The organism is Modicisalibacter luteus DSM 23508 (assembly GCF_000378505.1).
GTDB classification, from domain to species: Bacteria; Pseudomonadota; Gammaproteobacteria; order Pseudomonadales; family Halomonadaceae; genus Modicisalibacter; species Modicisalibacter luteus.
In genome coordinates, this window is the sequence record NZ_KB899991.1 from 368,280 (window position 1) to 394,444 (window position 26,165).

The window sequence follows — 26,165 nt, forward strand, 5'->3', positions numbered from 1 at the left end:
CGCCGGCCATGCCGGTGAGTTCGGCGGCTGTCGGAGTCAAAGCTTTTTTAGTTGAGTTAGCGCCTCTTCTCGCAGCGAGTGGACCTGTAATGGCGTCACCGACTTTTCGGTCAGCCTCGCCACCTCTTCGGCAGAGAACTCCTCGATATCAAGGTTGGGATCACCCGGCAGGGTTTCGGTAATGTAATTAAGCAGCGATGCCAACTGCGCATTATCGAACCGCGCCCAAGGCGGCATAACACCGCTATAGGTTTGCTGGGAAACCGTGATCGAGCCCATCATGCCATGACGAATGACATTTGCCAGATAATGCCTGCCCGAGTCGATCTCACTCCAGGCTGCGAGGCGTGAACCAAGCGGAGGGTAAACACCAGGTACACCTTCCCCATTGGCTTGGTGACAGGCTGCGCAGTTCTGTTGATATAGAGTAGCGCCTTCGAGATGACTACTGTCGGCAGCTATGGCGCTGCCGACAGTCAAACTACTCAGCATGATCACACCAATCACTGAGCTGATTCGCATTACGCCTCCCCGATCACTACAGCGCTGGAACAGTGATACATCATGTCCGGTGCGCCATAACACCAAATGATGTCATTGTTCTTTTGGGCACGGTAGGCAGGCAGTTCGCCTTCTAGCCCCAGACAGGCACAACGGCCACAGCTACCCTTACCGCAACAGTCACGGTAGGAAATCAGGTAATGTTTGCCGTCGACAGGGTTAAGGCAAGTGCCGACCCATGATGTGGGAGCCGGCGAGGTTCCGGGCGGGCAGCTGCTGGGCGTGCCGCCGCAGCAGCTACACACATAGCCGTCAATAGCACAGTAACGCCAATAGTTGCACTGTGTATCATCATCATCTTGAGTGTCCTGCGCACCGCTTTCTGCTGCGCGAGCCTTACCTCCGCTTCGGTCTATCGGCAATAACGGCAGCACGGCGCTACCCATGACTATAGTGCCGGTCCAGCTCAGAAAATGCCGGCGGGACAAACCATTGGCTAGGAAACGTGAGGCTCTCTCCACCAGGGTATCGAAATCGAGCGTCATAATTGGCTCCTTTCTTGATTATTGTCCTTGTACTTACCAGTGTGGCGGTCACGCATGCGACTGTTTCGGGCCGGCAGTGGCATCTACAGCATCGATGGGCGCCGTAGCCTCGTTGCCCAGATAATCCTGAAGGCTTTTAACGCCGCTATCGCGAGCAATGACAAGGCTTTCGAGGTGTTCCCGGCTATTGACCAGCCCTTTGGCTTGCAGTGTGCCCTCTGGCCCAACGAGAACGGCGTAGGGTACCTTACCGACCTGCATGCCACGGCCGACACGACTGTCGTTGATAAAGCGCCCCGGCAGGCCGGACAACCGTGAGAACAGGGATCGGGCGATGGAATGCTCTTCGTCGCTGACCACAACAAGTTCCAGACGCTCCTGTTGGCTAAATGTACCGGCCAAAGGGGCTATGCGCTTGCAGAGTGGGCATCCTTCGGCCACAAACAAGAGCAAGGTTCCCCGGGTACCTTTCGGGATTTGGCCTAGTACGACACGTTCAGATGAGCGCCAGTCCTCGACCTCGTAAAAAGGGATAGGGTCTCCTGCCTGGGGCCCGTTATCGGCCACCATGGCGCCAACGCCCGGCATGCGTTCGTGTAGTAATCCAATTTGCCTTGCCAGGGCAAACAGAACCACAGCCAACAGGATAATGATGAACCAGGCCAAGGTGAGCGCGATTGCTATCAGACTCATGAGTACTGTCCTTATTTTATTTTGTCAGTTGAGAGCGAGTCCTGGGAGATCTGAAGTATGCGGTGGCTCGCAATTAACAGGAGTAAGCTCTGATACAGCAGTAGCCCAGTAATCCCCGTCGCCAGCCCCAGAAGTAAGGAACCACTCGTGGCATGACTAGTTAGTGGCGCCAGCAGTACCAAGAGGCCACTCAGACATACGTTCTCTGTTACCTTTCCCCAAGAAAGGTCGCGATTAATGCCACCTACCCCACAGCCACAGTTGATTTGCTTACGTCCGCGAACCAGGTTGACGGCCATGGCGCTGGCAAAGAGCAGGAGGAGCCCTACTGCCATCCAGACCAGGATGGGTCCTGCTGCAGTCGCGGAGACACTCAATAAGCCCATGCCGAGGATGACTTCGCATCCTGGCAACCAACGCCCCAGCGTCATGCTGATCTGTTCAGGAAGGATGTTGTAATTCGCTACGACAGCACCGAACTCTTCGCGCTGCTGCCATTTCGCCAGCCCCGCCTGGAGAAACAATAAGCCAACGAACCCTACGATGGCATGAGCAAGTATCAGCTGCCACATGGTTGGCTCCTCTAGCGGTTGGGCGTGTAAAGCACAAGCGGAGTCATACCGAGCTCGCCGATGGTATGCTGCAATTCACCACTCTGAGCATCATAAACCGCCAGTGTCCCTTCCCCACTTAGGGTATATAGCTGCGTATCCCGATCCTGGCTCACAGCGACTGCGCTATAGTCAGCATCGAGTTCTATGACGCGGTTACGCTCGCCCGTATTGGCATCGAATACCCAAACTTGGTTGCCCGCATCTTTATGGGTCCATTCACCACCCTCATGCATGAGGAAATAAAGCTCTTCATGGGCCGGGTTGTAAGCTAGAGGAATCCAGCCACCAGGACGCCAGCCTTGTGAATCGCTTTCCAGTGACCAGGTATTGGCGATACCAGGCAGGTCACTACTCAGATCCGCTTCATAAACGTTCCCCGAGTAGGAAACAAAAAATACTTTATCGGCTTCTCGGTCAGCAGCCGCGTGTTCGAAGACGGGATCTGTTTCAGGGTCAAAAAAGGGCTGGGTCCGCTGAATGTCGGCCTTAAGGGTATCATCAAAGGAAACGGATGCCAGGCTGCCATCGGGACAGAGCATGGCGAATCGGCTTTCGCCGGAAGGATAAACGTGAGAACAGCCCGGGACACTGATCTCGCCCATATATTTGGAATTATTGGGATCGATAACACTGACCGTCGTGGCCGGGGTAGAATTGAAGGAGAGAAGATAGCGATCGCTATCAGTTACGGCAAAATTGGGCCGTTTAGATACCACCAGAAAGCGCCCCTCTGGCAGCGGAATCTCCTCTTGGGGTGCAAGCGTCTCGTGATCATAGACGGTTACCATGTCACTCCGCTCACCGCGGGTAATGCGAGAATAGTAGGTTTCCGCTATCCAGAATTTGGCCTCCTTGTCGCTGAAGGCAAGGTTGGCTTGATAACCGGCATCAACCATCCCTAAAACCTCGCCTTTATCACCATCAACGACAAAGGCTTGGGTCGTTGTCAGATTAGGGAAGTCGGGATCATAGACCCACACATGGTGAGGATCTGGCTTGGGCATGGTCTTGACGATATCACCGGACTCGATTTCTACCCCTGAAGCAGTTGCGGCCATTCCCATGGTGATGCAACCCGCCATGACCCCTCGCAGCGCGAAGGGCACCTTATGTAAGTGAGGCATGAATCAGGCTCCTAATTATTTTTGTTCAACGATGACAGTGGACTGTCATCTACTAACGATAGCAGCTGAGAGAATAATGTGGTGGTAGCCGGCTACTACATTTTAAAAAAGCCTTGCCGGAACTGAAGCATGACGAGATCAAGCTACATCGCCACCGGTAAGAACGCGAGAGCTTCTCCTGGACGATTGTCCAACGGTTTATTGTGCACGGTTTCGCGGGCATATGTGTCCCATCTAGGGCCTTCGGTGCGTCGCAAGGGGCATGAATGTGGTTTTAGTCGCACTTCCACAGGCAGCTCCGCGTTATCTAGCTGTGGCTATCGGGTGCGAAACAACCCGAGCGCATCAACGGTTCGAGTGGGAGCATGTCATATCAGCGTATGATTCCCAGGGGCTCTATCACTCCATGAATTTTCTATTGCGATTGCAAGAGAGAGCAGTTTGGATTCACCGTTCGAAGGACACATGAGCTGATACCCTATCGGGAGTTCACCCGCTTGGCGCGGCACAGGCAGCGTAGCTGCGCAGAGTCCCAAGTAATTGGCTGGTTGTGTGTTGCGAGTCATGTTGATGGCTTGCCGGTACCCTTCCTCGGGATCTAGGAGGTCAGCCACTGGCGGGGCGACACCGGCGACGGTGGGACTGATCCAAGCATCGATATTACCGAATAGAGAAGCCACTTCCATCATGCTCGCTTGCCTTCGAGCCTCCAAGGCGAGAAGGTCAACGGCTCGTGTGTTCAGTCCTGCGGCGGTGCGTCTAGCGATTACCGAATCCATGATGTGCTTGTTGGCTTCGAATCGATCCTCGCCTAGCGTAGTTAGCAGATGCACGGGCATACTGAGCGGGAAATAGTGTTCCCGCTCCGCTGCCTGAGGAACGGGTATGGGAGCGAAGCTAACTCCCGCATTTCGGAGTTCGTCGTTTACTGACGCCACCGACCTTTCCACCTCTGGCGCCAGGCCATCAAAAAAATACTGGGTCGGCTTTCCCAAGCGCACTTGAGTCAGCGATGCGGCAAGAATTTCACCTTGGTGACTACCGTGCAAGAGCCGTGTCAGCTCTGCATAGGCCTGCGCAGCGTCGTGCGCCGTGCGCGTCAACAGGCCAATGGTGTCTAGGTTAGGCGCTAGGGGAAACACTCCTTGGGTAGGCCAAAGGCCAAAGCTGGTCTTCAAGCCAAAGACGCCGCAGAGCGCTGCGGGAATCCTCACCGACCCTCCTGTATCGGTGCCTATGGCCAGCGCGCACAAGCCAGCCGCTACAGCAACGCCAGCCCCGGAGCTGGAGCCGCCGGGCAAACGATGAACCTCAAGGTCGCAGGGGTTCCAGGGCGTGCCCCGAGGTTGAGATACCCCGGTGATGCCATAAGCGAACTCCACCATTTTCGTCTTGCCGAGAATGACGCAGCCGGCCTGTCGCAAGGCGCGAATAAACGGCCCTTCCTGTGGATCGGCAATGTCGGATATATCGACTTGGGAACCTGCCGTCAGCGGCATCCCCTTGACGGTGAAGAGGTCCTTAACGCTTACCGGAAGCCCCATTAAGGGGCCAAGGTCCGTGCCCGCCTCACGCAGTTGGTCCATAGCGCGTGCCGTGGCAAGGGCCTCGTCTACAGCGACGTATTCAAACGCTCCGAGCTGCTTATCGAGTGCTTGTATGCGTTCTAGGTAGCCACGGGTTGCTTGTTCGGAAGTAAGATCGCCAGAACGAAAGGACGCCGCAAATGCCTGGATTCCCCCTACATTCAAAACGGGATCGACTGACAGTTTCGACATGGCATGGCCTCGCTGCTTGGAGTTGGAAGGCGCCTGACACACTGCAATTGTTACGGTTTACATTAGAGGATTTCCTATGGCTAAGGAATGATTTGACCATAATTGTTCAACAATCTATGTTGAAAAGAGAATCGCTGATTTAAAACAAACACAAAATATAAACAGCAAGGAATCAAAGATGGTTATAAAACAGAAGTTTGCTCCCATCCTAGCAGGGATTGGCCTAGCAATGGCGGCTGGTCTTTTTGTCCAACAATCGCAGGCGGCAACTGATTACAACACGATTGAGCCGGGAACACTCACGATCGGCTCGGACATGACCTACCCACCCTACATTTACCTGGAGAACGGTCAGCCTGTCGGCTTCGAGATCGAATTCATGAATGCCGTCGCCAAGCACATGGGGCTGGAACCGGAGTTCGTGGATACCCGATTCGCCCAACTGATTGTCGGACTTCGCTCAAACCGTTTTGATGTCATTGCCTCGCTGCTTTACATCACGCCCGAACGGGCCGATGTGATCGATTATGTTCCCCATACCCAAACTGGCTCATCCATTCTTGTCGCCAGTGATAGCGCTGCCGAGCCGAAGCGCCCCGAGGATCTTTGTGGGATGCGTGTCAGCTCGATCCAGGGCGCATCTTGGATCCCCAAGCTCACGAAAGTCTCAGAAGAACACTGCCTGCCCAACGACCAGCAGGCCATCGATATCCGGGAATTCTCCACCGCGCCTGAGGCGACCCAGGCAGTGCTCGCGAATGGCGTGGATGCGCAATTCGCCGACGCTGCCGTAGCCAAGCTGGCAGTCGAGAAGACCGGGGATGCCCTCAAGATCACTTCCGAGTCACTTATCTATCCTATTGCCGTTGGGCTTGGGATTAGCAAAAACCAGCAGGCCCTCAAGGAAGGCATCGAGACAGCTATCGAGGAAATGAAGCGCACGGGTGAATATCAGGACATCCTCGACAAGTACAACCTCAGCAAACCCAATCCGCAGGATGTCGAAGCAGCGCTTGCCGATAACTGATCTTCTTCCATAGCAAGACGCTTACGCCTCCAGCTCCGCTGGGGGCTCCTTCCCATGCACGGTGGAACTCATGACTTTCGATTGGGAGTATGCAGCAAGCCTTCTCTGGTATGCGCCTCTCTGGAAGGCCTCGCTAGTGGTCGTCGCCCTTAGCGTGCTGGCTTGGACAATTGCGGCTTGCCTGGGGTTTTTCCTCGCGCTGGCAAAGCTTTCCAGCTTGCCGCTACTGAAGCTGCCCGTCGCTGCCTATGTCTGGTTTTTCAGAAGCCTGCCTTTATTGGTACTGCTAATCTTTGTCTACAACCTGCCGCTAGTCATGCCTTGGACCAGCGACTATCTGTCCAACCCCTTCGTTGCGGGCTTACTTGCGCTGGTACTTAGCGAGACAGCCTACATGGCCGAAATCCATCGTGGCGGGCTGCTTTCGGTCCATTCTGGACAACGTGAAGCGGGCAAGGCTCTCGGTATCAGCTATTTCGGAATACAGCGATTAATCGTCGTCCCTCAAGCCATCAGAATCTCTCTACCCACCCTCTCCAACCAATTCATCACCATCGTCAAGCTCACTTCGCTCGTTTCGGTGATCTCGCTCGCTGAGATCCTGCTTGTAGGGCAACGGCTCTATACGCAAAATTTTAAGGTGCTGGAAACGATGCTCATGGTGTCGCTGTTTTACGTGCTTATCGTCACCCTGTTTGATAACGCGCTCAAGTTTGGCGAAAGACACCTGGATGTCTCCCGCCGAAAGACTCACCGCAATGCAATAAATAGCGAGCAGCTTGCCAGTCTATTGGTCCATCAACCCGCGCGAAAGGAAACTGGCCAAGATACCTCCGGTGAAGAACACGTTGAGGCAGTCATTGAAGCACGGGGAATTAACAAGCGCTTTGGAGAGATGCAGGTTCTCAAGGACGTATCCTTAAGCGTCAAGCGCGGGGAAACGGTATCCATTATTGGACCATCGGGCTCTGGCAAGACAACGTTCATCCGTACGCTAAATGGTCTGGAGGTACCTGATTCGGGGCGCATCACGCTAAACGGCGAAGTCTTCTTCTCCAGGGAACCCAACGAGCCAAAGAAGGAACAGCGGCTCCCCCGGCTAGCCCAGGTGGAAAAGGTCGGCATGGTGTTTCAGCAGTTCAATCTTTTTCCGCATCGTACCGCCTTGCAGAATGTCCTGCTGGGGCCACGTTACCACCGGCGCGGTAGTGCCAAACAGCTGGAGCTAGAAGCGCTGGAGATGCTGGACAAAGTTGGGTTACTGGTACACGCCCATAAGTACCCTCATCAGCTTTCCGGCGGCCAGCAGCAGCGTGTGGCCATTGCCCGCGCATTGGCGATGCGTCCGGCAGTGATGCTGTTCGATGAGCCAACCTCTGCGCTGGATCCCGAGTTGGTAGGAGAAGTACTAAAGACGATTGAGGATCTGGCACATGAAGGCATGACGTTGATCATCGTCACCCATGAGATGCAATTTGCACGGCGCATATCGGACAAGATCGTTTTTATGGAAGCCGGCAGTGTTCTTCATGCCGCCTCACCCCACGAGACGTTTGAGAATTGCAACGAGCCACGGGTCAGGCAGTTCCTACAGGAATTCAAAGCGCACGAGCCCACGCGCTGATGGGGTATTCGCCGTGGTTTGAAGCCTACCGGAGCTCTCCGAATCACCGACCTTTCACCGGCGATTTGGCGAATGCACAGGGAAGCCTGAGGAAAACCGAATGAAGAGTGCCTCCCAATCCGTTGATATGCAGAGTTCCGTAACCAGCGGTCCGGAGATGTCACTATCGGATGTGATTGCCGACCGACTGCGCGAAGCCATTATCTCGGGAGCGTTTATGCCAGGCAGGCCACTGGTTGAATCCAGGCTCTGTGAAACACACCAAGCGTCGCGAAATACCATTCGCGAGGCACTCCGCCAGCTCCGCTCGGAAGGGCTGGTCATCAATATTCGCAATAGAGGGGCCCAGGTCAGAACGCTAACGTTGGCGGATGTGCATGATATTTATAAGGTAAGGCATGCCCTTGAGTTATCCGCCATTGAGCAGAGTGGCTTCGCCAGTGCCTTCCTCTTCGAAAGAATCTCGGCGGTTATTACTTCAAGTGAACAAGCGGTCCTACATAAAGACTGGAATAAGGTTGGCACCCGCAGCCTCAATTTTCATCAAGCCGTGGTCGGTCTTCTGGGAAGTGAGCGCCTTGATGCCTATTTCAGCATCATCGTGGCGCAGCTTAGGCTGGTGTTTTCCTTATCTGCGGACGAGGAGAGCTTCCAGACGGGATGGACTGCGAAGGATCGGCAAATTCATGACTACCTACTTAGTGGCCAACGTAAAGCGGCGGCGGATGCCATGAAGCTCTATCTGAAAGAATCCGAAGCAAGAATGGTTGACCTGGTGCGTTCAGTGAGCGGCCAGCCAATGATGACGAAATAACAAGAGAGGATGCCATGGCAGATCAACCCGCAGCCTACCAGCCTTCAGCAAACGGTGCCTTCGCTATCGATAAGGCGTTCTACCAGACGATTGCTGATGGGGATAAACGAACACTCGTGGATCGCTTCGTGATTCCGATACGAAGCGGCCAGGCCTGGAAGGTGCCCGCCGGGCATGTATTCCGAATACTGACGAATGACGGCCCCCAGGTCGGCGACTTGAACCTCTGGAATTACAACAATCCCCGTGAGCGCATGTGGGCGGCTAGAACCCGGCAGCTCCAGAAAGCTCATGTCAGTACCTTCGATCGGTTGTGGTCGAATCTTCCGTATCTTCGCCCCATGGTCACGATCACCCACGATACACTCGCTGACTACGGCATCGACGAGGATGGCGGGCGTGTCCATGACCTTCTCGGCAGCCGATGTGACCCTTACGTGAACAAGCTCCTGACAGGCGAAGACTTCCACTTTCATTGCCACTCGAACCTGGTTCGCGCTGTCTTGCCTTATGGCTTAACAGAGTTCGATGTACATGACGTACTGAATGTTTTCCAATGCACAGGATTGAACACTGCTGACCAGTACTTCATGAAAGCCTGCCCGGCCCAGAAAGGCGACTTTATTGAATTCTTCGCCGAGATAGATCTGCTGTGTGCCCTATCCACCTGCCCGGGAGGCGATCTGTCCGTGCCGCTATGGGGACCCGATGCCAGAGATCCCATCGACGTGTGCCGCCCCCTCACTGTCGAGGTGTTTGCGCTGGATAGTGGGCTGCTAAAAGGCTGGTCTCAGCCCGAACCTGTTCACTACCCCGCCCTGCATGGAATGCATCCAGACCAGGTCAAATGGCCACAGTCACAATGAGGATTTCCACGATCGATGGCTAGGAGCGGCGTGGTCGGGGTTTGCTAGACAATCTTTCGACAACCGCCGCTGTCTCGTTCGATAAACCTAGGCCACCGTAAACCAGACGAGCACTGGCCCCTCGCATGGCTTGGATAAGACGGCACGCAACACTGGCACGATAGTCGGAGCGGATAAACCGGAAGCAACGCCCCGGACGTTTTACACGGCACCTGCTGGTTCATTTCCTGAATAACTATCCATCAGTCCGGCCACTCAGCGCCCATCAGGACAAGGCCTATAGGGATTATGCTTGAGCGTGGGCGGAAGGACCCCAGAGATTGCGCAACGGTTCATCCACTCTTTTACGTGACCAAACAGCACATGTTACCCGTAGCGCACGCCGAGCATTATGCATAAAGCCAACTTCACACATTAATAGCGGACCACACACCTACGCTTTGTCTGAAAAAGATGTCTTGCTAGCCTTTCCTCCGTCAGGCTGGGAGGTGTAGTCATGGCAGGACGTTACGAGATTTCCGATCAGGGTTGGGCATTGATTGAAGATATCGTTTCGCCTGACATGCCCGCTGGGCGTGGACGTCCACGGCGCGATGACCGACAGATGCTCAACGGCATTTTTCTGGATCCTCTGTTCCGGGGCCAAATGGCGGGATCTGCCCGAGCGCTTCGGCCCGTGGAAAACGGTCTATCAGCGCTTTCGTCAGTGGCGAGATGACGGCACGCTCGAACGTATCCTGTCACGCCTTCACCTGAAGCTGCGGGAAGATGGCTATATGGACCTCGATACCTGGATGGCCGATTCCACCTCGATTCGAGCGACTCGCTCTGCCGCTGGCGGCGGTAAAAAGGGGGCTCTCAGGAGCCGTTAGACCATGCCCTTGGGCGAAGCCGAGGCGGCCTGACGACCAAGATCCACCTGGTTTGCGATACCAACGGCGTGCCCTGAGCTTCCTGCTATCGCCTGGCCAGCATGCCGATCCACGCTATCTCGTTCCTGTTATGGAGCAGATCCGCTTGCCAGGCCATGCGGGACGTCCACGCAAGCGCTGCCGTCATCTGCTGGCCGGCCGAGGTTACGATAGTGATCGATTGCGTCCATACTGCGACCGATACGGAATACGACCGGCGATCCGGCGCCGACAGATGCACCGCCGCCCCAAGCCAGGACTACCACGCCTGTTCGAACGCCCGCGTTATCGGCGTCGCAATGTGATAGAGCGTCTATTTGGCTGGATGAAGGAAAAGCGGCGACTCTGTACCCGCTACGACAAGCTGGCGGAAAGTTACCGCGCCATGGTCACGCTGGCCTGCATCGAGCGCTGTTTGCGGATCTATTTTTCAGACGAAGCTTAGCCCATCAGCTCATGCAGGCCTCGTGTAATTCCGGCTTTGCGCATCTCGATAGCGCAGCACTTGGCCTTCTATGACAGGCTCAACGGTGCTGACTGCAATGATGATAATTAATGATGGATGCTGTAAGCCCCGGTCGTTTAATGAATCCTGTCAGGGCGCGCTCCTCTGCTAGCTTAGGAGCATGGTGGTGAGTAGTGAGCCAACCGGACCGGGGCGTATATCGATCGTTACTGTATCGCCTTAGGGCGCATTCCAAAAAGTGCCTCATAGCGTGCAGCGTACTTGGGCCAGGCTTGGGGATTGACTAAGCGTGGGGGTACATGCCCATCCAAAGTATGGATGATCTGCTCGGCGGCCCAACATGCAATGTTACGGCGTGCTTCGTGCGTCACGCCTGCAGTATGATAAGTCGCCACCACATTCTGCATGGCTAGCAATGGGTTATCGAGCGCCGGTGGTTCTACGTCCCATACGTCGATGCCAGCACCGGCTAAATGGCCGCTCTGCAATGCCTCGGTTAAAGCATGCTCAGAATGAATCCCCCCCCTCGCAGTCGTAATAAATGCCGCACCAGGTTTCATAGCCTGAAATGCAACAGCATCCATTAAGTTAAGCGTCTCGTCATTCCGTGGACAGTGCAGCGAGACATAATCGGCTTCCGCCAACAGCGTTTCCATTGTAACTTTTTTAGCATTCCGCTCGGCTACTGTCGCATCATCCAGCGCCGGGTCATAAGCAATGACGCGCATGCCGAACGCTTTAGCAAGAGCGGCGACCCTACGGCCGATATGTCCGATCCCTACAAGCCCCAAGGTTTTTCCTGAAATTTCACGGCCCATCAGTTCTTCACGACTAAATCCTCGCTCACACCGAAGGTAACGGTCAGCCTCGCAGAGGCGCTTGGAGACACTAATCATCAGGCCAATGGTGTGCTCTGCCACTGACTGAGCATTCGCTCCCGACTGGCACAAGACGAGGACGCCAGCCTCCGTACACGCCTCAACGTCTACCGTATCGTACCCGGAACCAGATGCCGACACGCACAATAGATTAGGTGCTCGGGCGAGCAGGTTAGCATTAGCGTACCAACGCTCGGGAGTTTCATCTTTGGCGGACGAGATCTGGTAAGCATGGGCCTGCTCCAGCGCCTCAGAGGTTGTTTGTTCATCTGCGTCGAGATCAATGGTATTCAAAATGTAGTCAGGATTGGCGTCGAAGGTTTCTTGCATCACCGGGTGATACCAAACATTCAAGCGGATGACGGATTTAGGATATACAGCTGAATTTTTTGAAAACAAAGCCCTTTCCTCATTTGAGATAATAATGTTCATCCGGGTGCTGGAGCGTATCGTAAATTACTCACTGCGCTTCCTTGAGCATCAGCCGGGGAGTTTGTAGAGATGATCAGCACGCAACTGAGTTAAATCAGTGATACCTAACAAGGCCATGTCTCGCATGATCTCAGAGGACAAAATATCAATCGCATGTGTAACACCGGCTTCACCCGCGCAGGCCGCCGCAAAGCCGAAGGGACGACCCACGAAGACAAAGCTAGCCCCCAGTGCCAATGCTTTCAGAACATCTGTACCTCGACGGAAGCCACTATCGATCATCACAGGAATATCGCCTACCGCCTTTACAATGTCGGGAAGTATGGTCAGGGGCGCGATAGCCCCATCCAGTTGCCTGCCACCATGGTTAGACACAATGAGGCCGTCGGCGCCGAGACGGCTTGCTTTAATGGCATCGTCGGGATGTAACACGCCTTTAAGTATCAGCGGACCAGACCAAAGTTCTCGAATGAAGGCCATATCATCCCAATTGAGATGACCTCGCCCCGAGATATCGCGATTAACGCTCGATGAAAAAATCGGCGCGCCGCGCGTGGCGTAATTGTTTTCGAAGTGAGGCAGCCCATGCTTCGATATGGTCTTGAAGAAAGTATTAAACAACCAACTGGGGTGACTCAGCCCATCCCAAGCCAGCCCCAGACTAGGGCGTAGCGGGGAAGAAAATCCCGCGCGCCGGTTATTCTCAGGATTAGTAGCTACAGGCGTATCTAATGTGATCACCAAGTGATGAAAGCCAGCCGCCCTGACACGCTCGACAAGGGCCCGAATCTCATCTCTTCCAGCGGGAAGGTAAGCTTGGAACCAAACCGAGTCACCAAAGCTGGAAGCATCTTCCAAGCGGATCAGAGATGAACCACTCATAATCATAGGAATTCCTGCCTGGTGAGCAGCGCTGGCCAGGACGAGATCCCCACGATAAGCGGATAATGCACTCAGACCCATTGGCGCTATGCCAAAAGGAGCGCGGTACGGCTTGCCAAGCAGGGTCGTGGCTTGGGACGTTTGAGAAACGTCAATAAGTACTCGAGGAATAAAGCTATAGCTATCAAACGACTTAGCGTTCGCCGCCTTAGATTTACCATCCTCAGCCGAATTGGCTATGTATGAGAAAATGGCACGTGGTAAATGCTTACGTGCAGCATGTTCGAAGTCATGCAAGTTGAGGATCTTGGCCAGACATCGATTACCCCTGGGAACGGCCGGAGCCTGCCGGGATGCAACGCTTTTGAGCACCTCTAGAGTCCGCATAGATAATTGCCCTACTTCCATCGAAGCTATCTATCACCGTTTGGCGAAGGCCGGGCTCGCCCGGCGATCGAATCGGTGGCTCAACGCACACCGAGGCGCTGCAATACTGGAGCGAGGTTCAACAGCTCAACTGTAGTCTTACCCTGCTCAAGCTGTTGGCGGATGCTTTCTTCCTTATCCTCACGTGCTCGAGAGGCATCTATTACCTCACTAATTCTTTCGGGGTCCACCACAACAACACCATCTCGATCCCCAACAACGATGTCGCCTGGTTTGACCGCAACGCCGCCACAAATGACCGGCACATTGACACGTCCGGGCTGCGCCTTGTTGGTCGCTTTTATAGACAGCCCCTTCGAAAAAACAGGGAAACCGAACTCAATAATAGTTTCGGCGTCACGTACCATTCCATCGATAACTAGTCCATGAATGCCTGCTTTCTGCGCCGCTAAGGTGAGGATGTCACCCCACGGTCCACCCTCAGTAAAGCCTTTCGCGTCAATGACTAGCACATCGCCGGGCTGGGCCTGAGTAATAGCATAATGAATCATCAGGTTGTCGGCCGGGTAACAATCTACAGTCAGCGCTCTGCCTATCAAACGCCGAGCTGGCTCAAGCGGTTTGATGCAAGAGGACATGGCTCCAACCTGCCCCTGAGCTTCATGAATGGTAGCCGTGCCGAAGCTCTTCAGCGTTGCCAGTTGTTCTTGAGTTGGCATCGTTAGCTATCTCCTAGAAATAATGTCGGTCGTGCTGTTTAATTTTTGACTGCTACTAGCGCTACCTCGGTGCACACACTAAACGCTCACTGTTTCGCTAACCTTCAGCCCGGCCTGGCCCTATGGTCCAAAGGCTGCGGCAGAGAGAAAACCTCCTACATATAGCCCATTAGCGTGATATACCTGAGTATCCCCTCCTCCTAAAATACAATAAAAGTACAATTATAGGGGTATGTCTAGACACAGATGAGAATTAACCAGTACCACAAAAGTATAACAAGCAGAAAAACATCTTTTTTTTCAGACAGGTGGAGCCATTTGAAAAAAACATAGCGCTGCAGCTACCAACCATTGCTTGTCGGGTCCAAATAGCTGTGCTTGGATAGGATTGTGTGCAGATAAGAACAATCATTGCTACCCGAAGGAGAGTACATGAAGACCAGCTTCAGCAAGACTTTGCTTGTAATCGGCACAACTACGCTAATCTCAGGCCCCGCCCTAGCGGACTACCCTGAGCGACCGATAGAAATGATCATTGCCTACTCGGCAGGTGGCGGTACGGATATCGCGGCACGCACGCTTGTGCCTTATCTCGAAGAGCACCTCGGAACAGACATAACTGTGGTCAATCGGCCAGGTGCCGGCGGAGAGGTTGGGTTTACCGAGCTGGCCAAAGCCAAGCCCGATGGTTATACGATTGGCTTCATTAATACCCCAAACGTCATTACGATCCCCATCGAGCGAGAAACTCGCTACGAAATAGATGACTTCGCGCCCATTGCGAGTGTTGTCGACGATCCTGCCGGCTTTAACGTCCATCCTGAAAGCCAATTCAAAACATTGGATGACCTAATCGAACACGCCAAAGCCAACCCGAATGATATTTCTTACGGTACTACCGGTGTCGGCTCAGATGACCACTTGGCTGCGCTAGCTCTTGAACGCCAAGCCGACATCAAAATGACCCACGTGCCCTTCCCAGGTTCGGCAGACGTTCGACAAGCTCTGATGGGTCAACACATCGATCTTGGTATTTTTAACATGGGTGAGGCAGCCTCCGACGCCAAAGCTGGTCGGGTTCGCACACTGGCTCAGGGAGCTGAGAAGCGCTGGGAAAAAGCTCCCGATGTACCCACGCTTAAAGAGCAAGGCTACGATCTAGTCATCGGCTCCAACCGTGGGATTGCTGCCCCAGCCGGGGTTCCAGAAGACAGAATAAATAAGCTTTCGCAGGCTGTTGCCAAGGCCATGCAAGAAGAGGATTTCCAGGCTGCAGCAGATAAGCAAGCCCTGCCTCTGTACTATCAAAACCCGCAAGATTACCAGAAAACGCTCAATACTGCGCAAGAGCGCTTCCAGGCGCTCTGGGAAGAATCGCCTTGGTCTGAACAATAAATAAGGCCGGAGCCAGCGGTACTAGGGCCTCGCATCGCCCTAGTACCGCCCTTCCTACTCAAGAGCGAGAAAGTTTATGCGCCAAGCAAGCGTAGAACTCGGAGTCGCGTCATTAGGGGCACTCTTGAGCATGATAGGTGTTGTGCACGCCATGGGCTTCCCTAGGGGCTCTGCCTACTTGCCCACGGCTGTGTTGAGTTTGCTTTCACTTTTGCTTGTGGTGTGGTCAGCTAAGGCACTTATTCTTACCCTAAAGAATTGCACCGAAGCTTTTGATATTCAGAAAGCGGAAGTAAAACGATTCGTGGTGCTCATCGTTGCCTCGATTGCCCTTATCTCGGTCGCTCCTTGGATAGGGTTTACCACAACGTTTCTGTTATTTGTCCCACTGACCGGCTTCCTGCTGGGTTACCGCAATTGGAAAGGACTCGTATCAGCGGGGGTTATATTCGCCTCTCTTGTCTATTTAGTTTTTGTAACCTTACTAAGCCGTCCTCTCCCCACCGAGCTATATATGCGTCTCTTATAAGGTGTGAGTTATGTGGGAAAATATCTTATCAGCCCTACCGCTTCTATTCTCTCCTTCAGTATTGCTAGCCATGGCCGCCGGCACAACAGTAGGCGTCTTCATTGGTGCTCTGCCCGGCCTATCCGCGACGATGGGGATCGCGGTCCTTATTCCCTTAACATTTTCTATGGATCCCCTCGTCGCCTTGGGCATGATGGCGGGGATATATAACGGGGCCATGTACGGTGGTGCGATACCCGCCATCCTTTTGCGTATTCCCGGCACGCCGGCTGGTATAGCGACGGTCTTCGATGGGCATCCCATGGCCCAAAAAGGCCAAGGTCTCGAAGCAATGAAGATTGCCCTCGCTTCCTCGGCGTTTGGTGGCTCTGTTAGCGCTCTAGCTCTATTGTTGTTGAGCCCACCTCTTGCCGCCATGGCGCTTAAGTTCGGCCCCGTGGAGATTTTTTGGCTAGCTATCTTCGGTCTTGCAGCCATCGCGGTACTTCTAAGCGATGCTCCTATCAAAGGGTTGACCAGTGCGTGTCTTGGATTGTTGTTGGGTATGGTTGGCATCGACTCCATGACCGGAAACGAGCGGTTTACTTTTGATATCATGGAGTTGACAGGCGGCATCAACATCCTGGTCCTCCTGACCGGCCTATATGCCATCCCACCTGCACTGACGCTGGCTCTAGAGGCTACGCTCATAAAGAAAGGCAGTGGCAAGGACAAACTAGGCTCAGGCAAAAGCATGGTCGCTTGGAAACACTTAGTGCCCACCTGGTGCCGCTCTTCTGTGATAGGCGTCATCGTCGGCATCATCCCGGGCACGGGGGGCAATATCGCCGCCATGCTGTCATGGAATGAGGCTCGCCGCGCCGCGAAAGACAAGTCTCAGTTTGGTAAGGGAAACCCAGTGGGCGTGGCTGCTGCTGAATGTGCCAACAATGCTGATAATGCTGCCTCTCTTATCCCCGCATTAACGCTGGGTATTCCCGGTAGCACGGTTTCAGCAGTGATTTTAGGTGGGCTGCTAGTACATGGTCTATTGCCCGGCCCTCAGCTGTTTACCCAGTCGGCCCCCATTACTTATGGTTTCATCTTGGCCATGTTGGTGACTTCTATCATGCTCTTTATTATTGGCAGATTAGGGGCGCGGTTGTTCATCAACGTCATGTACATGCCGCCACTCTTACTGGCGCCGATTATCATTGCGCTAACCACTATCGGTGTGTATGCGATCAATAATAGCATTTTTGATGTTTGGCTCATGATGATATTGGGGCTGGCCGGCTGGGGGTTAGAGCGTCTGCAAGTACCGCTCGCCCCCGCAGTGTTGGCGGTAATTCTTGGCCCTATTGCCGAATCCAGCTTGCGCCGAGCAATGCTTATCGGCGGTAACGATATCAGCTTTTTGTTCTCAAGCTCCATTGCGATGGTCATGGTGGGCGCCATCGTAATGACTATATTAAGTCCCATCATCCGCATGGCTATGGCCTCTTATAGGCGTAGGAAAGGAAAACAATCATCTACGGCAACGACCCGCATGGTCGAAGGCCCAGGTGAAAGTTAAGACAATCGATAAAGGACCCTGTTATGAAGATTGATTATCGTCCCCTTTGTCCAGCCCTTGGCGCTGAAGTTCGCGGTCTGGATCTATCTGCCGGAGTGAGTGATGAGCTGTTCGGCGAAATACGTGATCTCTGGAACCAATCAAATGGTGTGCTTGTTATTCGCGACCAACAGATCTCCGAGGAGCAGCACATCGCCTTCAGCCGTAAGTTTGGCGAATTGCACACATTACAGGGCCATACGGTCACTAAATACCTACATCCTGAGCACCCAGAAATCTATCGTGTCTCAAACAAGGTAATGAACGGTAAGCCCCAAGGACGTAAGGGCGCCGGTACCTACTGGCACTCCGATCAGTCATACGAAAGGACACCAGCAATGGCCTCCGTGCTTTATGCGCTGGAGATCCCGCCCTATGGCGGCGATACTATTTATGCTGGAATGTATAAGGCCTACGATGCCCTATCCGAGACCATGAAAGCGTTTCTAGAGGGACTCGAAGCAGTACATGACTTTGCGGTTGCCCAAACAGGCGGGTTCCGCAACGAAAAGATTACTGCGGAGCAGTTGGATAAAGCCCCACCTATGACGCATCCCGTCGTACGTACCCATCCCGAAACAGGCCGAAAGTGCCTCTTCGTCAATCCCGGGTTTACCTCACATATAGTCGGGGTCAGCAAGGAAGAGAGCTCAGCAATACTAAACTTCCTATTCCAACATTGCACTAGGCCTGATTTCCATTACCGGCACGTATGGCAGCTTAACGATCTTGTCATATGGGATAACCGCTGCACGATGCACTACGCGGTGATGGATTATGAGGGACTTGGCGATAGGCTGATGCATCGCTGCACTGCAATCGGAGAGGTCCCCAAGAGTCCGCAGGCCGCCGAGGCTGCTTAAGATAGTGATGCAGCGAATCATACGCTCATCCTCCTTATTCAGGCGCAAGTACATGCCGCTACTGGTATTGGCGCTCTGGTTATCAGGAGCTCTTTCTATCCTGTTTAACAGCGCGGTGGCCCAGCATTTGGCTGGGGCCATCGCATTGTTGATTGTTATTTTTTCCTGCCTTACCAAAGCAGGGCTTAACCGCTGGATCTTCGGCCTGCTGGCGAGCACAGCAATCGGGCTCATCTACCATTCCCAGCAATGGAGCGCCATTGCTGAAGGTCTGGAACGTGCAGCTATGATTTCAGCCTTTCTGGCAAGCCTGTACGTGTTGCGAACAGTGATACAAACCGCCCCCCAACTGAGCGAGATCCATGCGTTGTTCACTACGCTGGGCTCACTTCCACGCCGTGGCATGGTGCAACTGTTAGGTATTTTTTTCGGGGTTCCCCTAGCTGTTGGCGCCGTGAGCGTTATCGCCCCGCTCGCGACCCATCAAGGCCATGACGTTCACACTCAGGAGGATATCGCCGGGTGGTCAATTCGAGGTATTGGGCTATCGGTCCTTTTTTCTCCTTTTACGGTCGCCATGGGGATCGTAACTGCCTCTCTGGGTGACCGACTCCCACTAGGACTATTAATGTTCATCGGCGTGGTACTAGCCAGCGCTCTACTGGGTTTTAGCTTTCTCAGCGGAAAATGTCGCCTCCCTAGAGGACTCCCTCTACGCTTCTGGAAAGCTTTACTAGGAGTATTAGCACCTGTCTTAGCGCTTGTCCTTCTCAACCTAATGTTGTATTTGAAAGCTGGCCTTAACCCCCTCAGCGCAGCCACATTGTTCATTATCCCACTAGCTTTAATTATCGCTATCCATCGAGGCGGAGCAGCCCGGCGGACCATGCTCTCTCTTACTAAAGCATACTGGAGCAGCTTTGACGGAGAAATCGCTATTTTCTCCGGCGCACTGGTCTTTGCGGCCGCCGTCACCTCGACGCCAGAAGTACAAGAAGTAGTCTCTCTGCTAGCGTATAGTTTAGGCGCCAATATATTAATCTCTTTAACAGTACTAGCAATTGCTATCCCCGCATCCCTAGGGCTGCACATGGTTGTACCAGCCACAATAACGCTGACACTTTTTGGTCCAGTCATGCCGAGCGACTTACACGTCGCCTTGCTCGGCCTTGCGGCACTCATTGGATGGGCTTACGGTGCGATGGCAGCACTTGGGTCGCTAGCTTTTTTGACAGCCTGCAGGGCATTCTCAGTGTCGCCTACAGCACTAGCCAAGGGGGAAAACATGCGCTTCATGGCTAGCTTTATATGCGTTGCCTGCACATTGCTGCTATTCATATAAAAATATTAAAAACTCAGATATTCACCCCTTATAATTAGCCATAAAGGCATAGTAAGCTGTCCTTAAGTGAACTTTCATTGCATCTTTTGCATACTCCTCTGAGCCCATCTCAATGGCATGAATCAGCTCGCGGTGTTGCTGAGAAGAGCGAAGCATATCCTCCTCTGAATAGAGAAAAAACGAGCCAATAGTTATAGGAATATCACCGAGCGTCTCGGCAAAGCGAGTCAGGCGAGGTGAGCCTGCAGCTTCCAACAGAATGTAATGAAAGCTTTGATTCTCTCTCTGTACACCTAGAAGGTATTCTTCGGGCTTATCTTTTATCAGGTTTTCGATATTTTCGGCATGAAGTCTTAGCTGTGCCTTCTGCGCATTGGTCGCTCTCAGCGCAGCTAGCCCTGCTGCACGAGACTCTAAAAGAATCCGAAGCTCAAAAATTTCTTCGATATCTTCCTTATTCCAAGCCGAGACAAATGATCCTCTTCCCCTCTCCCGAAACAAGAAGCCATCATCAATTAGACGATTGATGGCGGCTCTTACCGGCGTACGGCTCACCGAAAGCAGATTAGCTATGTACTCTTCCTTGATCTGTTCCTTTGGCATGAATTCACCAGCCATGATCTTGCGCCGCAAGGTCGTGTACACGTTATCTGTAAGCCTTGTCATTTTTCTTCGCACCGAACTAGTTAACACATATGTAAAGTGTAATTTAGTCTCCCTGTAAATGGAACCTTGCATTATTTACGAAATGCAAAGCTGCTTATCCAAAGCAGCCTCGCCATGTTGTTTTCGCAACTACCATAAATTAATATTTATCATAACGAACCATAAAGCCATTCCAACCATGCTACGCTTTTTCTGACAAATGACGCCCTGCTAACCTCCCCCTATCAGGCTTGAAGATACAGTCATGGCAGGACGTTACGAGTTTTCCGATTAGGGTTGGGCATTAATTGATAATATCGTTTAGCCTGGCAAGCCCACTGGGCGTGGACGTCCACGGCGCGATGACCGTCAGATGCTCAAAGGCATCTTCTGGATCCTCTGTTCCGGTGCCAGATGGCTGGATCTGCCCGAGCGCTTCGGCCCGTGAACGGTCTACCAACACTTTCGTCTGTGGCGAGATGAGCACACACTCTAGCGTATGCGGCGGCCTGGACAAGGGCCTGTATCGCTAGCAGCATCCCGTCATTCTGGATCGCCTCGGATTCTAAACATCCGAGGCGATCCAGAATGCCTGTTCGAAATAGCCTAGGCTATATACATCCTACTATTAAGTAATAATGCTGCCCTTACGCGGTTTTAGCCCAACAGGCGTAAAGCATTTTAGCTTTCAGCGAGCATTGTCCCTAAAACTAGAAGACATTCATCAATTTCGCTGGGAGCATTATAGTGAGCTAGAGAGATTCGCGTAACCGAAGTCAATCCGAGCGGACGAAGAATATTGCCAGAAAAGACATCGTCACTGCGTGCGTGTACACGAATACCGCGCTCTCCCATGTATGCCACGACTTGCTTGGCATCAATGCCCTCCACCGCGAATGAGACTACCCCTTCCCGGCTTGGGGAATCGCCTTCCCCGATCAAACGCACCCCTGGTAGTGATCGTAGCCCTGCAAGGCTCTTTGTTCCCTCGATCAAACGAGCCACCATCGCTTGCTCATGTTCGTGCATAGCCTGCCCAGCCGCAACGATTCGTTCACGCCGTGATGAGCTATCGGTGAAGTGGCCTCCGAGCCACTCCAGATATTTTACCATTTCATCGGCACCAGCCAGTGCTGACGGATCACGACTGCCTAATTCCCAAGCATCATCGGATTTGCCCGATAGGCGGTCGTGAGCTACCGTGCTCAGTCGCGGAGAAACCCAAGCATAGCCATTATTGAAACGGCAAAAGATCTTGTAGAGTGAAATGACATATCCATCAGCGCCATAGGCTGCAACATCAAGCGCCCCGTGAGGTGCATGCTGGATGCCATCAACGATTATGTAGCATTCCGGGGAGATTGACCGGATAGCCTGAGCGATGCCTGTCACATCCTGAACCATACCGGTGACCGGGCTGGTATGTATGATGGTTGCCACTCGGGTATCCGGCCGTATGACTAATGCGTAATCCTCCGCTGTGACACAACCACTGGCAGTATTAAAGGGGACCTTCAACCATGATCGGTTAGTGCGTCGCGCCCACTGGGCCGTAGCGTCGAACGTTGCCGGATGCTCCAACTCGCAGGCTACTACACTCCCACCCGTCGGAGCAGCCATCGACGCTGACCGAATCAGTCGGAAAAGGCATTCAGTCCCTGTCTCCCCCCCAAAGATTACGCCCTCTTCATCATTAGGACCAAACAATGTTGCCAGTGCCTGCCTGCCCTCGACCACGATTCGTGATATGGCACGGGACGCAGGGTTATCGCGGTGTTCATTATCCGGAATGCTGGCTACTTCTGCGCCTCGTTCTACTACCGCCTTTAATGTCAGCGAGCCACCGGCATTTTCGAAAAAGATGCGCTTACCGGTAAACGGGCAATAGTCGACATGATAGAAGCGCTCACGGATAGCGGTCAGTAAATCCGGTGAGAAACCTTGGGTTGTACCGCCGTTAGCCGTCACTTCGGCACCGGCGTTGTGTATCTTTGTCATCTTGAAATTTTCCAGAATCACAGAAAAGGGATAGGCGACGGCTTGCGACACCGACGATCCAGTACGCTGCGCTCCCCCTAGGCGCCAAGCGGCTTCGGATATGGAATTGCCCTGCTCAGTCACCAGGTTCACAGCATCCATCATGAATTTGTCGGTAAACCGACGTCGAGTCTCTTGATCATGAACACCTCCAATACCTTCATTATGAGACTTATCGGGGCGTCCGCTCCAATTGGACCGCTTCATACTGACCGTGAATTTACCAAAACAGCGCGTAAAGCATCGCTCACTCAGGCGATGATATAAGCGCGCCCCGCGCAGCGGTGCCTGTTGATAGGGTCACCTACCCCTGCTATTTTTCCAGCATGACGAAACGTGCCTACAAGGAACGCTTTTATCCTACGCCAGAGCAGGCCGAGTTTCTGGCGCAGTCGTTCGGGTGCGTGCGTTTCGTCTGGAACAATACGTTGGCATACCGCACCGCGGCGTATCAGCAGCGCGGCGAATTGATATCGCATTCCGCAGCGGAAAAACGGCTGGTGGCCCTCAAGGTCGAATATCCGTGGCTAAAGGACGTTGAATCGCCCCTAGTTTCGTAGACACCTCCAGGCCTTATACTGAAGGCATCAGGAGGTTCCATGAGCCGTCAACGATACACCGAAGAATTCAAGATCGAAGCCGTCAAGCAAGTGACGGAGCGAGGCCATCCCGTCGCTGAAGTCGCCGCCCGGCTGGGCGTTTCCGGCTATAGCCTGTATCAATGGATAAAGCGCTACGCCAAGCCTGCGGAACACCGGCAGCAAGAGGGTGATCTTCAAGCTGAGAACCGACGCTTGAAGGCCGAGCTTCTGCGTGTATCAGGAGAACGGGATATTCTAAAAAACCATTAAGGGCCGTTACCCGCTTGTAGTACCAGAAACCCTGGCGCTACCTATACTCAGTCCGTGTCAGAGGCGCAGCCGTTGGCTTTTTGGTGGCCCTGTCCCCGTTAAAAAACGTGGCTCGGGAATCGTTCTGTACTTGAAAGTGGTGACGCCCTTACCGGGTGATCCCGTTTAGGAAGGTTTGCGCTGACTACGATTCCTCCTCTGACTCCCTGTCCGGGTTCTTGAGGTGACCTATCATGACACACAAGGCATCCCGACCTTCCCGCAGCAAGAAGAACGCGTTACAGGTCGTTCACCCTCATGCGGCCGCCATCGACGTTGGCTCGCGTTTCCATGTGGTTGCCATCCCTCCCGATCATGATGAGCTGCCAGTACGTACCTTCAACACCTTCACCGGCGACCTCTGCCTCTTGGCCGATTGGCTCGGCGAAAAGAAGGTAACGACCGTCGCCATGGAGTCCACCGGCGTCTACTGGATACCGGTGTATGAGCTTCTCGAAGAGCGCGGGTTCGATGTCATCCTGGTCAACGCTCGCGATGCCAAAAACGTCCCTGGCCGAAAGACCGACATCAATGATGCCCAGTGGCTTCAACGCCTGCATGCCTACGGATTGCTACGCGGCAGTTTCCGCCCCGCTCAGGAACTGGCGAGCCTGCGAGCCACCCTTCGCCAGCGTGAGCGCCTGCTGGCCTACGCGGCTGCCCATATCCAGCATATGCAGAAAGCGCTGATGGAGATGAATCTTCAACTCCATCATGTCGTGACGGATATTACCGGTGTGACAGGCATGCGCATTCTACGGGCTATTGTCTCGGGTCAGCACGATCCGGTGATACTGGCCGAGTATCGCGATCCACGATGCAAGGCCAGCGAGGAAGCGATTCGTCAGGCCCTGAGCGGGTATTACCGTGAGGAACATCTACTGCGCTCGCCCTGTACGACAGTTATCACGAGCATGTTGCCGTATGCGATCAGATCATCGAAGCCACGCTGAAGCGACTCTCTCTGACGACGCCCGTCCCTGACAAGCCACTCCCCGCCGCGCGCCATCGGGACGCCAACCCCAATGCCCCAGCCTTCGATGTTCGTGCGTCCCTGTTTGCTGTCATCGGTGCTGACCTGACCCAAATCCATAGCCTCGGCCCCTACCTGGTACTCAAGTTGGTGGGTGAATGCGGCACGGATATGCAGCGCTGGCCTACCGTCAAGCATTTCACCTCGTGGCTGGCCCTGTCACCAGGGAGCAAGATCTCAGGCGGCAAAGTGCTATCGTCCCGAGCGAGACGCACAAAGAACCGGGCAGCGGCGCTATTGAGGCTTGCAGCCACCACGGTCGGCCGCACCCAGACTGCCCTGGGGGCCTTTTATCGACGGCTGGCCAGTCGTATCGGCAAGGCCAAGGCAGTTACCGCGACGGCCAGGAAGATTGCCGTGTTGTTCTACAATGCCTTGCGTCATGGCATGACCTATCAGGACCCCGGCGCCACCTACTATGAAGCGCGGTATCGACAACTAATTCTGACGAATCTGAAGCGCCGTACCGAGCCACTGATCTTGCCAGGCCCAGTAGTCGGTAGGCACCTCGCTGGCTGAGCCAGGATACTGATGATCTGCTCTTCGGTATGTCGGTTACGCTTCATCGCGAGATCTCCTGCTATCAAGGTTAACGTAGCGGAAATCCCACATCGCCGGTGGACTGGTTTCTGCGGAGAAGCTCACCGCGACTAGCTCACTTTTGGCTGTAACCACACCCACCATGACGTGGCGCAACTGCAGCTTACCCTGCTCAATGGCCTCTCGGGTCAGCTTGTAGAACTCATGGCAGTAGCCACACATCGGATCATCGAATAGATACACATAGAGGGCGTCCGGATTTCTCTCAGCGATCCAGCCCTGCTTGCTACCTTCCAGGACCTTCCGTACGTTGCCGAGGTTTTCCTTGTACACCTGCTCGTAGAGGTGATCATCGCGGAGGTCCGACCCACCGCTATCCAGCAGGCTTCCCACGACGAGCTGATCCGACCCCGGGAACTGGTAGGCCGTCAGGTATTGCTGGTAAGGGCCTTCAAGAATGAAGCCCGTCAATTGGCCAGCGTCGAAGGTCGACTGGACCGCGATCCCTTGCTTTGCCATTTCTGCTTTCACCCCAGTTGCTAACGCATCAGTGGCGCCGGCCGCCAATGCCGGGCTGGGGAAAACAGACAGGCGGCAATAGCCAAGGGGGTCGCCGGGTGTGCCTGGCAACGATGTGAAAGACCTTGCGCCGGCTGGGGCTCACCTTGAAAGAAACAGTTCCTGCGGCTGAACAGCAGCGTCCCGATGTGACCCAGGCAAGGCACGCCTGGGCTGAACTGCCTCATCTCGATACACGGCTGGTCTTTCTCGATGAACCCCAGGCCAGCATCCAAAAGGCTAATGGGCGCCATTTGACCGATGGGATCTCCATAGACGTTGCTCGAGCAGCCTGGCTCACTGGGGACATTGGCGTGAGACATTGCGATAGTGTTCACTGTCCCAGGTGCTCCCTGTTCCCCTTGGCAGATGATCCTAGAGCTGACCGCCGCTGGCTCCTTGCTGGCACTATTCTTCAACGGGTGAAGCCGCCTAGGTTGTAGGCCTCGCCCAGCTCAGCTTGCAGATGTGCGCAGGC

At 53.9% G+C, this 26,165-nt stretch carries 24 protein-coding genes and 4 pseudogenes; 16 read left to right on the forward strand and 12 right to left on the reverse strand.

Annotation, left to right across the window (positions count from 1 at the left end; genetic code table 11):
* Nucleotides 1-36: 36 nt before the first annotated feature.
* The 6 genes from F568_RS22325 to F568_RS22335 all read right to left on the reverse strand — a co-directional run bounded on the left by F568_RS22325 (nt 37) and on the right by F568_RS22335 (nt 5,255).
* A complete protein-coding gene (locus tag F568_RS22325; RefSeq protein ID WP_019017886.1) occupies nt 37-522 on the reverse strand; it encodes a c-type cytochrome in 486 nt (161 codons plus the stop codon).
* Nucleotides 522-1,046 carry a methylamine dehydrogenase (amicyanin) small subunit gene (gene mauA, locus F568_RS0106390; protein ID WP_019017887.1) on the reverse strand — a complete coding sequence of 175 codons (525 nt, stop codon included), beginning with the start codon at nt 1,044-1,046 and terminating at the stop codon, nt 522-524. Before mauA ends, F568_RS22325 begins: the two co-directional genes overlap by 1 nt.
* Before the next feature lie 48 nt (nt 1,047-1,094).
* Complete coding sequence (locus F568_RS22330) at nt 1,095-1,739, reverse strand: thioredoxin domain-containing protein (RefSeq protein WP_019017888.1); 645 nt, start codon at nt 1,737-1,739, stop codon at nt 1,095-1,097.
* An 11-nt stretch (nt 1,740-1,750) separates the two neighbouring features.
* Entirely contained in the window at nt 1,751-2,311 is a 561-nt protein-coding gene (locus F568_RS0106400) for a MauE/DoxX family redox-associated membrane protein (protein WP_019017889.1), read from the reverse strand.
* A gap of 11 nt (nt 2,312-2,322) precedes the next feature.
* On the reverse strand, nt 2,323-3,477 hold the full coding sequence (locus F568_RS0106405; protein ID WP_019017890.1) for an amine dehydrogenase large subunit: 1,155 nt from the start codon (nt 3,475-3,477) through the stop codon (nt 2,323-2,325).
* A gap of 368 nt (nt 3,478-3,845) precedes the next feature.
* The gene (locus tag F568_RS22335; RefSeq protein ID WP_019017891.1) at nt 3,846-5,255 is read right to left on the reverse strand and encodes an amidase; all 1,410 of its coding nucleotides are present in this window, start codon (nt 5,253-5,255) and stop codon (nt 3,846-3,848) included.
* Nucleotides 5,256-5,433: 178 nt separating this feature from the next.
* Between F568_RS22335 and F568_RS0106415 the strand changes: the two genes are divergently transcribed.
* The 5 genes and pseudogenes from F568_RS0106415 to F568_RS24270 all read left to right on the forward strand — a co-directional run bounded on the left by F568_RS0106415 (nt 5,434) and on the right by F568_RS24270 (nt 10,942).
* On the forward strand, nt 5,434-6,282 hold the full coding sequence (locus F568_RS0106415) for an ABC transporter substrate-binding protein (protein ID WP_051087929.1): 849 nt from the start codon (nt 5,434-5,436) through the stop codon (nt 6,280-6,282).
* Between the two features lie 70 nt (nt 6,283-6,352).
* Nucleotides 6,353-7,906, forward strand: coding sequence for an amino acid ABC transporter permease/ATP-binding protein (locus F568_RS26040; protein ID WP_019017893.1), 1,554 nt, complete (start codon nt 6,353-6,355; stop codon nt 7,904-7,906).
* A 100-nt stretch (nt 7,907-8,006) separates the two neighbouring features.
* Nucleotides 8,007-8,720: a GntR family transcriptional regulator gene (locus tag F568_RS22340; RefSeq protein ID WP_019017894.1), complete on the forward strand. Its 714-nt coding sequence runs from the start codon at nt 8,007-8,009 to the stop codon at nt 8,718-8,720.
* 14 nt (nt 8,721-8,734) lie between these two features.
* Nucleotides 8,735-9,586 carry an urea carboxylase-associated family protein gene (locus F568_RS0106430; RefSeq protein ID WP_019017895.1) on the forward strand — a complete coding sequence of 284 codons (852 nt, stop codon included), beginning with the start codon at nt 8,735-8,737 and terminating at the stop codon, nt 9,584-9,586.
* 496 nt (nt 9,587-10,082) lie between these two features.
* A pseudogene (locus F568_RS24270) lies at nt 10,083-10,942 on the forward strand (IS5 family transposase).
* Between the two features lie 227 nt (nt 10,943-11,169).
* Here the strand turns inward: F568_RS24270 and F568_RS0106445 are convergent.
* From F568_RS0106445 to F568_RS0106455, 3 genes are all read right to left on the reverse strand, one after another.
* A complete protein-coding gene (locus F568_RS0106445) occupies nt 11,170-12,273 on the reverse strand; it encodes a hydroxyacid dehydrogenase (protein WP_019017896.1) in 1,104 nt (367 codons plus the stop codon).
* A gap of 48 nt (nt 12,274-12,321) precedes the next feature.
* Entirely contained in the window at nt 12,322-13,452 is a 1,131-nt protein-coding gene (locus F568_RS0106450; protein ID WP_229804094.1) for an alpha-hydroxy acid oxidase, read from the reverse strand.
* Nucleotides 13,453-13,622: 170 nt separating this feature from the next.
* Nucleotides 13,623-14,261, reverse strand: coding sequence for a 4-carboxy-4-hydroxy-2-oxoadipate aldolase/oxaloacetate decarboxylase (locus tag F568_RS0106455; RefSeq protein WP_019017898.1), 639 nt, complete (start codon nt 14,259-14,261; stop codon nt 13,623-13,625).
* Nucleotides 14,262-14,693: 432 nt separating this feature from the next.
* On the opposite strand from F568_RS0106455, the gene F568_RS0106460 reads away from it, so the two are divergent.
* The 5 genes from F568_RS0106460 to F568_RS0106480 all read left to right on the forward strand — a co-directional run bounded on the left by F568_RS0106460 (nt 14,694) and on the right by F568_RS0106480 (nt 19,984).
* Nucleotides 14,694-15,656 (forward strand): tripartite tricarboxylate transporter substrate binding protein, encoded by a 963-nt coding sequence (locus F568_RS0106460; protein ID WP_019017899.1) that lies wholly within the window; start codon nt 14,694-14,696, stop codon nt 15,654-15,656.
* Nucleotides 15,657-15,732: 76 nt separating this feature from the next.
* A complete protein-coding gene (locus F568_RS0106465) occupies nt 15,733-16,185 on the forward strand; it encodes a tripartite tricarboxylate transporter TctB family protein (RefSeq protein WP_019017900.1) in 453 nt (150 codons plus the stop codon).
* Between the two features lie 10 nt (nt 16,186-16,195).
* Nucleotides 16,196-17,740 carry a tripartite tricarboxylate transporter permease gene (locus tag F568_RS0106470; protein ID WP_019017901.1) on the forward strand — a complete coding sequence of 515 codons (1,545 nt, stop codon included), beginning with the start codon at nt 16,196-16,198 and terminating at the stop codon, nt 17,738-17,740.
* 23 nt (nt 17,741-17,763) lie between these two features.
* Nucleotides 17,764-18,642 carry a TauD/TfdA dioxygenase family protein gene (locus F568_RS22350; protein WP_019017902.1) on the forward strand — a complete coding sequence of 293 codons (879 nt, stop codon included), beginning with the start codon at nt 17,764-17,766 and terminating at the stop codon, nt 18,640-18,642.
* Between the two features lie 52 nt (nt 18,643-18,694).
* On the forward strand, nt 18,695-19,984 hold the full coding sequence (locus F568_RS0106480; RefSeq protein WP_019017903.1) for a hypothetical protein: 1,290 nt from the start codon (nt 18,695-18,697) through the stop codon (nt 19,982-19,984).
* A 21-nt stretch (nt 19,985-20,005) separates the two neighbouring features.
* Here F568_RS0106480 and F568_RS0106485 read toward each other — a convergent pair whose 3' ends face one another.
* Nucleotides 20,006-20,722 (reverse strand): GntR family transcriptional regulator, encoded by a 717-nt coding sequence (locus F568_RS0106485; RefSeq protein WP_083932985.1) that lies wholly within the window; start codon nt 20,720-20,722, stop codon nt 20,006-20,008.
* 214 nt (nt 20,723-20,936) lie between these two features.
* Between F568_RS0106485 and F568_RS24275 the strand changes: the two are divergent.
* Nucleotides 20,937-21,074, forward strand: a pseudogene (locus tag F568_RS24275) (transposase); the annotation flags it as partial.
* Between the two features lie 236 nt (nt 21,075-21,310).
* On the opposite strand, the gene F568_RS0106490 reads toward F568_RS24275, so the two are convergent.
* Complete coding sequence (locus F568_RS0106490) at nt 21,311-22,771, reverse strand: aminotransferase class V-fold PLP-dependent enzyme (RefSeq protein WP_211213425.1); 1,461 nt, start codon at nt 22,769-22,771, stop codon at nt 21,311-21,313.
* A 221-nt stretch (nt 22,772-22,992) separates the two neighbouring features.
* On the opposite strand from F568_RS0106490, the gene F568_RS0106495 reads away from it, so the two are divergent.
* From F568_RS0106495 to F568_RS25370, 4 genes and pseudogenes are all read left to right on the forward strand, one after another.
* Nucleotides 22,993-23,226, forward strand: a complete 234-nt coding sequence (locus F568_RS0106495) for a helix-turn-helix domain-containing protein (RefSeq protein WP_019017906.1) — start codon at nt 22,993-22,995, stop codon at nt 23,224-23,226.
* A gap of 39 nt (nt 23,227-23,265) precedes the next feature.
* Nucleotides 23,266-23,508: pseudogene (locus F568_RS0106500) on the forward strand (transposase); the annotation flags it as partial.
* Nucleotides 23,509-23,750: 242 nt separating this feature from the next.
* Nucleotides 23,751-24,509, forward strand: a complete 759-nt coding sequence (locus F568_RS25365; RefSeq protein WP_211213426.1) for an IS110 family RNA-guided transposase — start codon at nt 23,751-23,753, stop codon at nt 24,507-24,509.
* Nucleotides 24,510-24,643: 134 nt separating this feature from the next.
* Nucleotides 24,644-25,108 (forward strand): transposase, encoded by a 465-nt coding sequence (locus F568_RS25370; RefSeq protein ID WP_444939601.1) that lies wholly within the window; start codon nt 24,644-24,646, stop codon nt 25,106-25,108.
* A 36-nt stretch (nt 25,109-25,144) separates the two neighbouring features.
* On the opposite strand, the gene F568_RS22360 is transcribed toward F568_RS25370, so the two are convergent.
* Nucleotides 25,145-25,648, reverse strand: coding sequence for a hypothetical protein (locus F568_RS22360; RefSeq protein ID WP_019017908.1), 504 nt, complete (start codon nt 25,646-25,648; stop codon nt 25,145-25,147).
* Between the two features lie 149 nt (nt 25,649-25,797).
* Here F568_RS22360 and F568_RS25615 point away from each other — a divergent pair.
* Nucleotides 25,798-25,905: pseudogene (locus F568_RS25615) on the forward strand (IS630 family transposase); the annotation flags it as partial.
* Nucleotides 25,906-26,165: the final 260 nt, after the last annotated feature.

Excerpts from the sequence above, each read along its gene's own strand:
- F568_RS22340 (WP_019017894.1), top strand. The coding sequence starts at position 8,007 with ATGAAGAGTGCCTCCCAATCCGTTGATATGCAGAGTTCCGTAACCAGC.
- mauA (WP_019017887.1), bottom strand. The coding sequence starts at position 1,046 with ATGACGCTCGATTTCGATACCCTGGTGGAGAGAGCCTCACGTTTCCTA.
- F568_RS0106405 (WP_019017890.1), bottom strand. The coding sequence starts at position 3,477 with ATGCCTCACTTACATAAGGTGCCCTTCGCGCTGCGAGGGGTCATGGCG.
- F568_RS26040 (WP_019017893.1), top strand. The coding sequence starts at position 6,353 with ATGACTTTCGATTGGGAGTATGCAGCAAGCCTTCTCTGGTATGCGCCT.
- F568_RS0106460 (WP_019017899.1), top strand. The coding sequence starts at position 14,694 with ATGAAGACCAGCTTCAGCAAGACTTTGCTTGTAATCGGCACAACTACG.
- F568_RS22335 (WP_019017891.1), bottom strand. The coding sequence starts at position 5,255 with ATGTCGAAACTGTCAGTCGATCCCGTTTTGAATGTAGGGGGAATCCAG.
- F568_RS22330 (WP_019017888.1), bottom strand. The coding sequence starts at position 1,739 with ATGAGTCTGATAGCAATCGCGCTCACCTTGGCCTGGTTCATCATTATC.
- F568_RS0106430 (WP_019017895.1), top strand. The coding sequence starts at position 8,735 with ATGGCAGATCAACCCGCAGCCTACCAGCCTTCAGCAAACGGTGCCTTC.
- F568_RS22325 (WP_019017886.1), bottom strand. The coding sequence starts at position 522 with ATGCGAATCAGCTCAGTGATTGGTGTGATCATGCTGAGTAGTTTGACT.
- F568_RS25365 (WP_211213426.1), top strand. The coding sequence starts at position 23,751 with ATGACACACAAGGCATCCCGACCTTCCCGCAGCAAGAAGAACGCGTTA.
- F568_RS0106465 (WP_019017900.1), top strand. The coding sequence starts at position 15,733 with ATGCGCCAAGCAAGCGTAGAACTCGGAGTCGCGTCATTAGGGGCACTC.
- F568_RS0106480 (WP_019017903.1), top strand. The coding sequence starts at position 18,695 with ATGCCGCTACTGGTATTGGCGCTCTGGTTATCAGGAGCTCTTTCTATC.
- F568_RS0106485 (WP_083932985.1), bottom strand. The coding sequence starts at position 20,722 with ATGCAAGGTTCCATTTACAGGGAGACTAAATTACACTTTACATATGTG.
- F568_RS0106495 (WP_019017906.1), top strand. The coding sequence starts at position 22,993 with ATGACGAAACGTGCCTACAAGGAACGCTTTTATCCTACGCCAGAGCAG.
- F568_RS0106415 (WP_051087929.1), top strand. The coding sequence starts at position 5,434 with ATGGTTATAAAACAGAAGTTTGCTCCCATCCTAGCAGGGATTGGCCTA.
- F568_RS0106445 (WP_019017896.1), bottom strand. The coding sequence starts at position 12,273 with ATGAACATTATTATCTCAAATGAGGAAAGGGCTTTGTTTTCAAAAAAT.
- F568_RS0106400 (WP_019017889.1), bottom strand. The coding sequence starts at position 2,311 with ATGTGGCAGCTGATACTTGCTCATGCCATCGTAGGGTTCGTTGGCTTA.
- F568_RS0106490 (WP_211213425.1), bottom strand. The coding sequence starts at position 22,771 with ATGATGGATGCTGTGAACCTGGTGACTGAGCAGGGCAATTCCATATCC.
- F568_RS22360 (WP_019017908.1), bottom strand. The coding sequence starts at position 25,648 with ATGGCAAAGCAAGGGATCGCGGTCCAGTCGACCTTCGACGCTGGCCAA.
- F568_RS0106470 (WP_019017901.1), top strand. The coding sequence starts at position 16,196 with ATGTGGGAAAATATCTTATCAGCCCTACCGCTTCTATTCTCTCCTTCA.
- F568_RS22350 (WP_019017902.1), top strand. The coding sequence starts at position 17,764 with ATGAAGATTGATTATCGTCCCCTTTGTCCAGCCCTTGGCGCTGAAGTT.
- F568_RS0106455 (WP_019017898.1), bottom strand. The coding sequence starts at position 14,261 with ATGCCAACTCAAGAACAACTGGCAACGCTGAAGAGCTTCGGCACGGCT.